The sequence below is a fragment of the Massilia eburnea genome, from assembly GCF_050709955.1.
Lineage (GTDB): Bacteria > Pseudomonadota > Gammaproteobacteria > Burkholderiales > Burkholderiaceae_D > Rugamonas > Rugamonas eburnea_A.
Map to the genome: position 1 here is coordinate 146433 of NZ_JBNZFX010000012.1, position 11345 is coordinate 157777.

At 60.4% G+C, this 11345-nt stretch carries 10 protein-coding genes and 6 pseudogenes; 9 read left to right on the forward strand and 7 right to left on the reverse strand.

The features are described 5' to 3' along the window. Positions 1-55 precede the first annotated feature (55 nt). A complete protein-coding gene (locus tag ACQ4MM_RS08720; RefSeq protein WP_431476995.1) occupies positions 56-328 on the reverse strand; it encodes a DUF6988 family protein in 273 nt (90 codons plus the stop codon). A 625-nt stretch (positions 329-953) separates the two neighbouring features. Between ACQ4MM_RS08720 and ACQ4MM_RS08725 the strand changes: the two genes are divergently transcribed. Continuing rightward, positions 954-1343, forward strand: a complete 390-nt coding sequence (locus tag ACQ4MM_RS08725; protein ID WP_431476996.1) for a hypothetical protein — start codon at positions 954-956, stop codon at positions 1341-1343. 104 nt (positions 1344-1447) lie between these two features. Here ACQ4MM_RS08725 and ACQ4MM_RS08730 read toward each other — a convergent pair. Next, positions 1448-2613, reverse strand: a protein-coding gene (locus ACQ4MM_RS08730; RefSeq protein ID WP_431476997.1) for an IS3 family transposase whose coding sequence is annotated in 2 segments (ribosomal slippage) — positions 1448-2361 and positions 2361-2613 — 1167 coding nt in all. Because the reading frame shifts where the segments join, the coding sequence is not laid out codon by codon here. A 288-nt stretch (positions 2614-2901) separates the two neighbouring features. Here ACQ4MM_RS08730 and ACQ4MM_RS08735 point away from each other — a divergent pair. The 4 genes and pseudogenes from ACQ4MM_RS08735 to ACQ4MM_RS08750 all read left to right on the forward strand — a co-directional run bounded on the left by ACQ4MM_RS08735 (position 2902) and on the right by ACQ4MM_RS08750 (position 6152). After that, positions 2902-3180: a hypothetical protein gene (locus ACQ4MM_RS08735; protein WP_431476998.1), complete on the forward strand. Its 279-nt coding sequence runs from the start codon at positions 2902-2904 to the stop codon at positions 3178-3180. 101 nt (positions 3181-3281) lie between these two features. Beyond that, a pseudogene (locus ACQ4MM_RS08740) lies at positions 3282-5371 on the forward strand (TonB-dependent receptor). A gap of 48 nt (positions 5372-5419) precedes the next feature. Continuing rightward, positions 5420-5545, forward strand: a pseudogene (locus ACQ4MM_RS08745) (antibiotic biosynthesis monooxygenase family protein); the annotation flags it as partial. Between the two features lie 361 nt (positions 5546-5906). Then, the gene (locus tag ACQ4MM_RS08750) at positions 5907-6152 is read left to right on the forward strand and encodes a hypothetical protein (RefSeq protein WP_431476999.1); all 246 of its coding nucleotides are present in this window, start codon (positions 5907-5909) and stop codon (positions 6150-6152) included. A gap of 353 nt (positions 6153-6505) precedes the next feature. Here ACQ4MM_RS08750 and ACQ4MM_RS08755 read toward each other — a convergent pair whose 3' ends face one another. From ACQ4MM_RS08755 to ACQ4MM_RS08765, 3 genes and pseudogenes are all read right to left on the reverse strand, one after another. Then, complete coding sequence (locus ACQ4MM_RS08755; RefSeq protein ID WP_431477000.1) at positions 6506-6805, reverse strand: LysR substrate-binding domain-containing protein; 300 nt, start codon at positions 6803-6805, stop codon at positions 6506-6508. Positions 6806-6883: 78 nt separating this feature from the next. Then, positions 6884-7231, reverse strand: coding sequence for a hypothetical protein (locus ACQ4MM_RS08760; protein WP_431477001.1), 348 nt, complete (start codon positions 7229-7231; stop codon positions 6884-6886). Between the two features lie 67 nt (positions 7232-7298). Further along, a pseudogene (locus ACQ4MM_RS08765) lies at positions 7299-7415 on the reverse strand (LysR family transcriptional regulator); the annotation flags it as partial. Between the two features lie 94 nt (positions 7416-7509). Between ACQ4MM_RS08765 and ACQ4MM_RS08770 the strand changes: the two are divergent. After that, positions 7510-8397, forward strand: coding sequence for an MBL fold metallo-hydrolase (locus ACQ4MM_RS08770; protein ID WP_431477002.1), 888 nt, complete (start codon positions 7510-7512; stop codon positions 8395-8397). A gap of 13 nt (positions 8398-8410) precedes the next feature. Here ACQ4MM_RS08770 and ACQ4MM_RS08775 read toward each other — a convergent pair. Further along, positions 8411-8737, reverse strand: a pseudogene (locus ACQ4MM_RS08775) (DMT family transporter). A gap of 172 nt (positions 8738-8909) precedes the next feature. Between ACQ4MM_RS08775 and ACQ4MM_RS08780 the strand changes: the two are divergent. From ACQ4MM_RS08780 to ACQ4MM_RS08790, 3 genes and pseudogenes are all read left to right on the forward strand, one after another. Continuing rightward, positions 8910-9770 carry an SLAC1 anion channel family protein gene (locus tag ACQ4MM_RS08780; protein WP_431477003.1) on the forward strand — a complete coding sequence of 287 codons (861 nt, stop codon included), beginning with the start codon at positions 8910-8912 and terminating at the stop codon, positions 9768-9770. Beyond that, complete coding sequence (locus ACQ4MM_RS08785; protein ID WP_431477004.1) at positions 9751-9885, forward strand: hypothetical protein; 135 nt, start codon at positions 9751-9753, stop codon at positions 9883-9885. The genes ACQ4MM_RS08780 and ACQ4MM_RS08785 overlap by 20 nt, the downstream gene beginning before the upstream one ends. Before the next feature lie 60 nt (positions 9886-9945). Further along, positions 9946-10858 (forward strand): annotated as a pseudogene (locus tag ACQ4MM_RS08790) (GlxA family transcriptional regulator). Here the strand turns inward: ACQ4MM_RS08790 and ACQ4MM_RS08795 are convergent. Further along, positions 10846-11345: pseudogene (locus ACQ4MM_RS08795) on the reverse strand (nicotinate phosphoribosyltransferase); the annotation flags it as partial. The pseudogenes ACQ4MM_RS08790 and ACQ4MM_RS08795 sit on opposite strands and share 13 nt — an antisense overlap.

Genomic DNA, 11345 nt, shown 5'->3' on the forward strand with positions numbered 1-11345 from the left:
TGGGAACATCTTCGATCAAAGTAGCGCAGCGCTCAAGACGGCGCTGCCTTGACGCTTACTTAAATTCGAAATCGCTTGCGCCACAATCAACCCAAGCGCCAGTCACCAGCGCCTCAAGTGATGGACGCACTAACGCAGTGGCACTTGCGAACGCACCACTTCTGATTAGTAGGGAAATGCCTTCGCGATGATCGAGACTGAGAGTCAAGTAAGCCAACGCAATTCGACCACGATGATCGACTTGCGCTTGCTCCCCCAAAGAATTGCGAATCAGATCGGATATTTGCTGCGACTGTTGAAGCGAGTGCTCAAGGTCGAGTGCTTGCATGTGGGATGGGCCTTTAGGCGAGTTGGCACGTAATGTGTCGAACTGGACTGTAACTCATCCCCTACCAAAGAAGCTAGCCTGGACTTTCGACTGCATCGGCTGCGAGCGGACGAACCCACCAAAGCTGCATCACTTGATGAAGCTTCCCTTCCGCTCCTCTCTCCAGCACCCACCCTTCCAAAATTTCCCCATCACCATTCCAATCGTTAATCGTTGGACTGTGAAGACGAGCAAGCTCGCGAGGTTGGTAGCCGTCGGTTTCCAAAGTGAGAAAACCGTTGTAACTATAGGCCATACTCTTCCCGTTATCGTGAACTTTTCGAATGAAGCCCACGATAGGCTGAGTTCGCCCCAACTCTGCGCAAGTTACCTTCGCACCGAAACTGCGCAAAACCGAGACCGCTACACGCATACCTTTTGGAGTCACGGTTTTTGGTCCCGCGAAAGGGTCGTCGTAAGAATACTCAATACTGTACATACATACAGTAAATATCAGAAATCTAGCCAGCCTGCTAGTATTTGCTTTCGATTACTTTTAATTTCATTTTCACCATCAATCTTAAGGTTCTTGCATGACTTATACACTCGCAGAGAAAATGAACAAGTCGCTTAGGTACCAGTAGTCATGGGCACGAGCAACTCGGAAGCGATCAATCGGTACTTTAGCCAGCCCCGAACATTGTTTGAAGTAATTTCCCTGGTAGGGACATTCGAACTCAGCAGTACTGAAAAAAGGTCGGAGTTTTTAGGGGTTACAGAGATAGTCAGTGACCTGCTAAATAAACTCGAAGCGCAAACGATGCCACTACGACTGGAGTTTGTGTCCCTGAGCTATCTACTCATAAAGTATGCCGAGCATAAAGGTTCAGAAGTGGTAATTGACTTCTACAAGTACAGATTCTGTGCTGTCCTCGTCTGGCTCGATGCGCTAGGGATGCTCAACAACCATCAGCTGGTGCAGAAGTTCTTCAATCCAGCGGAGCTACGGCGGACGATGACGCCGGAGGATATGTAATGATGAGCCGCTAACTCGTTTCAGTACTTCAACCATCACAAGGCTACAAGATGCATTCAGACGGAAAAGACTGAGGTGTACTGTCAATGGTGGACACTTCCGTTTCAAGCAGCCAGCGCCTGTTTGCCGAAGTTCTCAGCGAACCTCGCTGGCGACTCGTAACCAAGGCGCGAATGGCGCCGCTGGCGGTTATAAAAAATCTCGATGTACTCCTTGATGGCTGCCTCCGCGTTGGCCCGTGTAGCGTACCTCTGATGATGAATCATTTCGTTCTTCAAGCTGCCCCAAAAGCTCTCCATAGGCGCGTTATCGAAGCAGTTCCCCTTGCGCGACATAGAGGCCCGCATTCCGAACTGCGAGACCAGCTTGCGGTAGTCGTCAGCGCAGTATTGGCTCCCCCGGTCAGAGTGCAGGATCAGCCCTGGCGCCGGCCGCTTACTCCGCACCGCCCGCCACAGCGCTTTCGCCGTCAGATCCTGCGTCATTCGCGCGCCCATGGCATAACCGACCATCTCGCATGTGAAGACGTCTTTGATGCCCGCCAGGTAGAGCCATCCTTCCTCGGTGGCGACATAGGTGATGTCGCTAACCCAGGCCTCATTCGGCCGTGTCGGCGCGAAGGTCTGCTCCAACAAGTTCGGCGCCACCGGGAAGGCGTGCTTCGAATTGGTCGTCGCTTTGAACTTCCGCTTTTGCTTGCAGCGCAGACCCAGTTCCCGCCGCAGCCTTACGATGCGATCACGCCCTGCGTCAAAACCTTGTGCGGCCAGCTCTGGCTGCAAACGCAACGGCCCGTAGGTCTCGCGCGTCTGCGCATGCGCGGCCTTGATGGCGACCTTCAATCGCTCGTCATCTTGCCGTCGTTGAGATGGCGGGCGACCCACCGCTGCATAGAAGCCGCTGCGCGACACCGAAAAGACCCGACACAACAAGCCAAGCGGGTATTCAAGTCGCACCGATTTCATGAACGCGTACCGGGCAGCGACTCCCTCGCAAAGTACGCGGTGGCCTTTTTTAATACTTCCTTTTCCATCCGTTCGACAGCCAGTTCTTTGCGCAACTTGGCGACTTCCGCTTCCAGTTCGGCGACGCTACGGCTGCCTGGAGGCGCAGCAGCATCGGCACTACGTTTGGCGGCGCTTACCCAGTTGGCCAACGTCCCTTTGGGTATCGCAATCCGCTTGGCTGCTTCCTCAAGCGTCAAGCCTTGCGCCAGTACCAGCTTCACCGCCTCGGCCCGAAACTCTCGCGTGTATGTTGTTGATTTCATGATTTCACTCCCTTTGACAAGTTTATCAAATGGAAGTGTCCGAAAAACTCAGGTTACCTCAGTCAACTGGTCCGTTTGGACAAACCGGTGCTGAAATCCTATCTCTGGGTCGCGACCAACCCGGCCTATTATGAAGCACACCGTCACGAGGTCGATAGCGCTTGGAACTGGATAGGCACGGACGGCAACAAGCAGCTAAACCTGCTGCTTCGCAAGTACACCGAGCATTAGGATATTCCTCCCTATCGGCCTAAAATGGGGATTGGCCGTAGCTACGAGGAGGCAATCATGTCCACACTCAACAAGGGACGCAGCCTGGAGCAACAAACCCACGATGGCACCAGCAGCATCGGGACCATGGGCGCCGGTTGCACCGGCCGCCGTAATCTTTCCCCATCGCAGGAAGGCAACCAGCAAGCGGAAGAATCAGCGGGCCGGACCGACGACCTGCTGTCGGGCGGTGTCGATGAAGGGGAACGCGAGCACGGTTTCCAGACCGGCATCCAATATCGCCAGGGCGAGCAACGGGATTCGGGGCCCGATACCGTGCGGCGCAGCGAACGCTAAATTCTTGATCTAGTACAAGATTTACCGTTGAACAAACTTCCTGGGTGGCGCATAATTGCGAATGATAACAATTCTCATTACGTAGCCACTTAGGAAATCGCATGTCGTTGAACAAGTCTCCGCTGGCGCTTGCCATTGCACTGGCGCTGCCGCATTTCGCAGTCTTCGCCGAAGAAGCCACCCTGCCCTCCGTTACCGTCACCGCAGCACGCGACGCCGCTTACAACCCAAGCACCGCCACCAGCGCCACCAAGATCGACGCGCCCCTGCGCGACATTCCGCAAACCGTGAACGTCGTGCCGCAGGAGCTGCTGCGCGACCAGGGCGCGAGTTCGATGGAAGACGTGATGAAGGGCATTCCTGGCGTCGGCCTGTCGCACGGCGACGGCCAGCGCGACCAGGTCACCATCCGCGGTTTCACCGCGATTGCCGACCAGTTCATCGACGGCATGCGCGACGACGCGCTGTATTTCCGCGACCTGTCCAACGTCGAGCAGATCGAAGTGATCAAGGGTCCGGCCTCGGTGCTGTATGGCCGCGGTTCTTCGGGCGGCATGATCAACCGCATCACCAAAAAGCCTGGCATCGACCGCACGGAAGCCAGCGTGACCTTCGGCAGCTGGAGTAAGAAGCGCGGCGAATTCGACGTGGCGCGCAACCTGAACGACAGCGGCGTGGCCTTCCGCATCACCGGCGCCAAGGAAGATTCGGACAGCTATCGCGACCAGCAATTCCTCAAGCGTGAGGCGCTGTCGCCTTCCCTGCAGTGGAAGCTGAGTGCCGACACCTCCCTGTTGCTGCAGGGCGAATACCTGTCCGACCGCCGCCTGACCGACTTCGGCATTCCGTCCTACAAAGGCCGTCCGGTCGACGTTGAACCGGGCACCTACTTCGGCGCCGCCAACGCGCGCGACGTGGACTTCAGCCAGGCGCGCGTAAAATCGCTGGCCGCGGTGCTGGATCACCGCATCAACGCCAACTGGTCGCTGCGCAATGCCTTCCGCCGCTATGACTACTCGCTGAACCGCAATAACACGCTGGTGGGCAGCGTCAATGAGGCGGCGCAAACTGCTTCCCTGACCCACGCCAATGTGCGCCGCGAAGAAGACGGGTACTTCAACCAGACCGAATTGACCCAGCGCGCAGAGTTCTTCGGCATGCAGCACCAGATCCTGTACGGGGTGGAGATCGGCAAACAGGACAAGGACCAGGTCAACCGCTCAAAAACCAATGCGGCCACGGTCAACCTGTTCAATCCAGTACTGCCGGTGCTGCAACTGGCAGCCAATGTCGCACCAGGCACCGACAACCTGGGCATCATGAAGAACAAGAGCGTCTACGTGCAGGACCTGGCGACGCTGACGCCGCAATGGAAGCTGCTGGCCGGCGTGCGCTACGATGACTTCAGCCAGGAGACCCGTGAGCGACGCGTGGGCCAGAAGGACCTGGAACGCACCGACCGCGCCTGGAGTCCGCGCGCAGGCCTGGTGTACCAGCCTAGCGGCACCGTTTCCTACTACGCATCGTTCAGCAAGTCCTTCCAGCCTTCGGGTGAAACCTTCGCCCTGGCCGCCAACAACGCCGCCATTGAACCGGAAGAAACCACCAACAAGGAAGTGGGTGCGAAGATCGACCTGTTCGGCGGCCAGGCTACCGTTGGCGCATCGCTGTTCCGCCTGCAAGCGCACCGGCATCAAGGCTACCGATCCAGTCACCAATATCGTCATCCCGGTCGGCACCCAGCGCACCGACGGCCTGGAACTGACCTTCACCGGTGAACTGGGCCAGGGCTGGCAAGTGGCTTCCGGACTGGCGCTGATGGATGCGGAAATCATCAAGTCCATCGCACGCGACGACGGCCAGAACGTACAAGGCAAGCAGCCAACACTGACGCCAAAGCGCAGTGCCAACGTGTGGCTGAACAAGGCACTCGGCGGCGGCTGGTTCAGCGGCGCCGGTGTGAACTACCAGGGTGACCGCTTTCGCCAATCCGGGCAACACCACCACCCTGCCTGGCTACACCGTGGTCGATGCCATGGTGGCATACCGCACCGCATCCTTTGACGTGCAGCTGAACGTGAACAACCTGCTCGACCGCGAGTACATCGTTTCCGGCCACGGGTCAAGCAAGCTGCTGAACATGCCGGGCGCACCGCGCAATTTCCGCGTCACTGCCCGCTACCGCTTCTGATCCAACTGAGGCACAATCGGGACATTACTTTGCAAAAGGAATGTCCCGATGATTTACGAACTGGCGGAATTTGAAATCAAGGATGGCCAGGGTGCCGCGTTTGAAGCAGCGGTGCAGAATGCCGTAGCGCTGTTCCAGCGCGCCAAGGGCTGCAAATCGATGCGCCTGGAGCGCGCCATCGAGCGCGCCAACACCTATATGCTGGTCATCGTATGGGAAACGCTGGAGAACCATACCGTCGATTTCCGCGGCAGTGAGGGACTTCCAGTCCTGGCGCGGCATGGTTGGCCAATACTTCGCCAACACCCCGCGCGTCGAGCACACCTCCAACGTCGTCGCCGGATTCTGATGCGACTCCTCGCCTGCCTGCTGCTGGCTGCCGCCGGCCTGCCTGCCTTCGCCGTCACCCCGGCTGAAACCATGGACGCCTTCCAGCGCGCGCTGGCCGAGGGCAAGCGCGACGCCGTACTGGCCCTGCTCAGCCCCAAAGTCCGGATATTCGAATCCGGCTATACCGAGAATAGCCGCGACGAATATGCAGCCCATCATCTCGACAGCGATATCGACTTCCTGCGCAGCACCAGGTCACGCCTGCTGCGCCACCGAAGAACGGCGCGACGGCGCCACCGCCATCGTGATGCGCGAAACGGAAACCACCGGCAGCTACAAGGATGCCGAGGTCCACGTATTCGGGCTCGAAACCGCCGTGCTGGAAAAGCTGGGCGACGGCTGGCAGATCGTGCACCTGCACTGGTCGTCACGCAAGGCCACAGCGAAGTAAGCGCGCGCCACGTTGCCGCGCCTTACGCGACAATCCCGCCAAACAGGAGACTAATCATGCCAAGCACTATTTACCGAAATTTCCGCCAGATCGCGGATGCAGAAGGCGCCCGCAGCGCCCTGCTGGCCGAAGGCTTTGCCAATTCGGCCGTACAACTGAACCTGCATGAAGCACGCGCGCTCAGCACCACCGCGTCGGCCGTGAAGAACATCATGGATTCGCTGACGCCTGACGACGTCGACAACACCGACAAGCCGGATCGCCCGGCGGCCCTGCTGTCGGTGGACGTGGACGACGAGGCCCAGCGCGAACAGGCCGACCGCATCATGGCACGCTTCGGCGCGCAGGAAGCCCTAAAGCTCAACGGACTTCAATTGCTCGCGCAGCCAGCGGTGCCCCGCATCATGCTCGCTGCGCGGATGCCAGGCCATGGCGATTGCAAATTTCGGCAGGTCGAAGGGCAGTTTGAAAATGTCCAGCTGCTCGCTGAAGCGCTGCAGGAAGCGCAACGGCAAAGTGCAGACATGATCGGTGTTGGCCAGGATCGCCGGCACCAGGTTGTAATGCGCCACCACCACGGCCACTTGCCGCTGCTGGCCCAAGTCCTTCAGGCGCTGGTCCAGGAAACTGTGGAATTCTCCCCTGCCCGACACCAGCACATGCTTCAGCGCGCAAAACTGCCTCAGCGACGGCGCGCGGCATGCCGCGTGGATGGCCGCGCCGCTGCGCCATCACATAACGCTCGCTCGATAACGGTACGGCCTTTCCAACGCAGGACGGGATTGGGTCTGCGCCGCGCCAAGCAGCAAGTCAAGCTCGCCGCGCTCCATGCGCGCCACCAGGCCATCCTGGTTCGGCTCACAAAAACCCACGCGCAGGCCAACCCCGCCGCTTGCGGCAATGCGCCGCACCAGTTCGATGCCGAACATCGTGACCACGTTGTCATTGGCGGCAATCATGAAGGTGCGTTCGGCGCGCGCCGGATCGAAGGTTTCCGGATCGCGCACCGCGGTTTCCAGCTGGCGCAGCGAAGCGCGCAAGCCGTCGCGCAGCGCCAGCGCCCGTGCCGTCGGTACCATGCCGCGCCCCGCTCTCCGACGGGACCAGCAGCGGATCGCCGAACAGTTCCCGCAGGCGCGCCAGCTGGGCCGACAACGCGGGCTGGCTGATATGCAGCCGTGCCGCGGCACGCGTCACGTTGTTCTCCTCCAGTAGCGCGTTGAGCGACACCAGCAATGCGAGGTCGGAAGGTCTTATATCCATACAGCTTATATGTCAAATATCAACGATCGATTTCCAGTATATGTCTAGGCCCGCCACAATGGCAATCATCACCAACAGACAAATGGAGATTGCCATGAAACGAATGATTGCCACGGCCTTGATGGCCATTGCAGCACAAGTCCCCGCGCTGGCGTTGGCGGCCAGCCAGGCGCCGGGCTTTTACGGCGCCCAGCTGGGCGATTTCAAGGTCACTGCCATATCGGATGGCGTCGCCCCGCGCGATGTCACAACGATCCTGAGCGACGCCGCCACCACCCGCGCCGAACTGCGCGCCAGCCACCTGCGCGATACGCTGGCCTTGTCGATCAATGTCTACCTGGTCGACACCGGCAGACACCGCGTCCTGATCGATACCGGCGCGGGAGAATTGTTTGGCGCCACCAGCGGCCACTTGCTGGCCAACCTTGCCGCGGCAGGGTTCAAGCCGGAACAGATCGACGCCATCCTGCTCACGCACATCCATGGCGATCATTCCGGCGGACTTTCCATCGGCGGCAAAATGCTGTTCCCGAACGCCCAGGTGTATGTGGACCGGCGCGAAGTGGCTCGTTGGATCAATGAGCCGGCGCCGAAAGCAACCGTCGGCCCCTACTTCGAAGCTGGGCGCATCAAGTACCTGCCGGCGAGCGGCGAAGTCCTGCCTGGCATTACAGCGCGCTCCGTGCCGGGCCATACGCCGGGCCATAGCGCCTACCAGTTGGAGAGCAAGGGTCACCGCATGCTGTTCTGGGGCGATACGGTGCACGTGGCGGAAGTCCAGCTGGCGCATCCTGAAATCACGATTTCCTACGACGACAGCCAGCCGCTTAGCCGCCGCCGCGCGCCGCAAGCTGTTCGACGAAGTGGCGGCCAGCGGCGTAGTGGTGGCGTCGCCGCACTTTTCCTTCCCAGGCCTGGGCCACCTGCGCAAGGAAGGTGGACACGTTCCGCTGGATCCCGGTTGCCTACAACGACCAGGTAGCTGAGCTGGCGCCCTAACTGGCCGCCGAAAAGACCTTCAAACCAATCACGCCGCCGACGATGGCAGCCATGCAGGCCAGGCGTGCTGGGGCGCTGCCGAGTCGCCCAGGAACAGCACGCCCGCCGCCGCCGTGCCAACCGCCCCGATGCCGGTCCACACGGCGTAGGCGGTTCCCACCGGCAGCGAGCGTAAGGCCAGCGACAGCAGGTAGATGCTGGCTAAGGCCGGCCAGCGCAGTGAGCGCGCCAGGCATGGGGCGCGTGAAACCTTGCGACCACTTCATTCCGAGCGCAAAGGCGATTTCCAGCAAGCCGGCAATGGTTAGCAGAATCCAGGGCATTTCTCTTCCTTTCCTTACATGAGGGCGGCCATTGTCGGGCCGCCGCACCTTGTCTGGAATGCGCTTGGCCGAAGGTGGTGCAGCGTTGGCCGAAAATGACGTTTATGTGCACTATCGGCCAAAAGCTTGCTATCCGATAATGGATTCATCGCTAATCCATCGGATGAACATCATGCAAACCTCTACTGCCACCGCCCTGCCCACCAGCAGCGCCTCGGTCAAAAATTTACCCGTCAACCTGTTTGGCTCCGTCATGGGCATTGCCGGCCTGGCGCTGGCCTGGCGCGGTGCGGCTCACCTGTTCGGCAGCAGCACGCTGATCGCCGATGGCGTCGGCATCCTGTCGTTGCTGGTGTTTGCGGTGCTGGCTGTGGCCTACCTGTCGAAATGGGCTGCGTTCCCGGAAGCTGTGAAGGCCGAGTTCTCGCATCCGGTGGCGGGCAACTTCTTCGGCACCATCGCCATCGCCGTGCTGCTGCTGTCCAGCGTTGTGGCTCCGTGGAGTGCCCAGCTTCAAAAACTGGTGTGGACTGTGGGTTCGGTCGCCACGCTGGTGCTGGGTTATGTGGTGGTGTCGCGCGTCCTGCAAGGCCAAATGACGCCAGCCAACGTGGTGCCGGCCTGGCTGATCCCCGGTGTCGCCTCGCTCGATATCGCCGTTACCGGCGGCGCCTGGGGCCATGAAATGAACATGATTGCGCTCGGCATCGGCACGGCCATCGCCATCGTGTTCTACGTGATGATCTTCAGCCGCCTGGTGCATGGCGGAACCCCGCTGCCAACCGGCATGCTGCCATCGCTGATGGTGATGATCGCCCCGTTCGAAGTCGGCTTCCTGGCCTACGTCAATGTCACGCAGCACGTCGACATGTTCGCCGCCATGCTGTTCTACTTTGGCCTGTTCATGTTCCTGGTGCTGGCCCCGCGCGTGTTCCGCCGTTCGGTGCCTTTCGGTCCTGCCTGGTGGGCCATCAGCTTCCCGATCGCCGCACTGGTGAACGCTGCGATCAAGTATGCCACCGGTGGCCGATAGCGCCTCTGTCGTGGTACTGGCTGGTGTGCTGCTGGCCTTCCTGACTGTGACGATTGCCGTGCTACTGGTACGTACCTTATATTCGCTGTACACCGGCAAACTCCTGGCAGGCTAACCATGCGCATCGCTTTACCTCGTTTTCCCCGGCGTGCAATTGCTCGACGTGGCCGGGCCGATGGATGTCTTCCATGAGGCCGCCCGCCAGTTCCGGCAAACCGGACACTTACCAGTTCGACCTGGTCGCGCTGGAAGAAGGCCCGGTCCGCGCCGACAATGGCATGCTGTTCCAGCCGACAGCCACTATCGATACGCTGGACCATGCGGTGGATACGCTGCTCGTCACCGGCAGCCATGCGGTGAAAGATGTGACCAGCAACCCGCGCTTGATGCAGTGGCTGCAGCGGCAGGCGATCGTGGTGCGCCGCCTCGGCTCCGTATGCCTCCGGCGCCTGGCTGCTGGCACACGCCGGCCTGCTGGACGGCCGGCGCGTCACCACCCATTGGAATATTTCGGCCTCGCTGGCGCGGCGCTTCGAGCAGGTGCAGGGTCGAGCACGACCAGATCTACCTGCGCGACGGGAATCTCTACACCCTCGGCAGGCGTCACCGCCGGCATGGACCTGGCACTGGCCCTGGTGGAAGAAGACCTTGGCCGCAACGTGGCCCTGGCCGTAGCGCGCGAACTGGTCATGTTCATCAAGCGCCCCGGCGGCCAGGCGCAATTCAGCGCCCACCTGGCCTGCGCAAACCGCGCAACGCAAGCCGATCCGCCAAGTGCAGGAATGGGTGCTGGGAAAACCTGGAAGAAGAATTGACGGTGGACCAGTTGGCCGCGCAAGCCGGCATGAGCGTGCGTAATTTCTCACGCGCTTTCAAGAGCGGATACCGGCGAAACGCCAGCCGATTTCGTCGAAGCCGCGCGGCTCGACGCGGCTCGGCGCATGCTGGAGGAAACCGCCAGCCCGCTCAAGCGGGTGGCCGCGCGCAGCGGCTTCCATGACCAGAACAGCTTACGGCGAGCCTTCGTGCGCCGCCTCGGCGTAACGCCGGGCGACTACCGCCTGCGCTTCCACCCTCAGGAGGCCTGATGGTTGAAGACTTTGCCGCAGGTAGGCCAGGAAAGTCTCGTCCTTGCACAGCGTCTTGCCCGGCGAATCGGACAGCTTGGCGACCGATTGCCCGTTCAGGCGGATCAGCTTCATCACGATATTCAGCGGCTTGATACCGACATCGTTGGTCAGCCAGGTGCCGATGCCGAAGCCCACCATGATGCGGTCGGCGAACTGGCGGTACAGGCGGAACGCTGTGTCGAAATCCAGGCCGTCCGAGAACACCAGGCGCTTGGTATTGGAGTCAATCCGCAAGGCCTGATAGTGCGCGATGGCCTTTTCACCCCACACGACCGGATCGCCGGGAATCGTGCCGCAAACCGTCGAACAGTTTGGCAAAGTACAGGTCGAAGTCGTTGAGGAAGGCATCCATGCCCACCACATCGGTCAGCGCGATACCAAGGTCGCCCCGGTACTCCTGCACCCAAGCCTCGAGCGAAGCTTTCTGGAACTCGCGCAGACGCAC

Bases quoted from the DNA above. Each gene is read 5' to 3' on its own strand.
- ACQ4MM_RS08780 (WP_431477003.1), top strand. From the start codon at position 8,910: ATGCAAACCTCTACTGCCACCGCCCTGCCCACCAGCAGCGCCTCGGTC.
- ACQ4MM_RS08770 (WP_431477002.1), top strand. From the start codon at position 7,510: ATGAAACGAATGATTGCCACGGCCTTGATGGCCATTGCAGCACAAGTC.
- ACQ4MM_RS08750 (WP_431476999.1), top strand. From the start codon at position 5,907: ATGCAGCCCATCATCTCGACAGCGATATCGACTTCCTGCGCAGCACCA.
- ACQ4MM_RS08785 (WP_431477004.1), top strand. From the start codon at position 9,751: ATGCCACCGGTGGCCGATAGCGCCTCTGTCGTGGTACTGGCTGGTGTG.
- ACQ4MM_RS08725 (WP_431476996.1), top strand. From the start codon at position 954: ATGGGCACGAGCAACTCGGAAGCGATCAATCGGTACTTTAGCCAGCCC.
- ACQ4MM_RS08720 (WP_431476995.1), bottom strand. From the start codon at position 328: ATGCAAGCACTCGACCTTGAGCACTCGCTTCAACAGTCGCAGCAAATA.
- ACQ4MM_RS08735 (WP_431476998.1), top strand. From the start codon at position 2,902: ATGTCCACACTCAACAAGGGACGCAGCCTGGAGCAACAAACCCACGAT.
- ACQ4MM_RS08760 (WP_431477001.1), bottom strand. From the start codon at position 7,231: ATGGTACCGACGGCACGGGCGCTGGCGCTGCGCGACGGCTTGCGCGCT.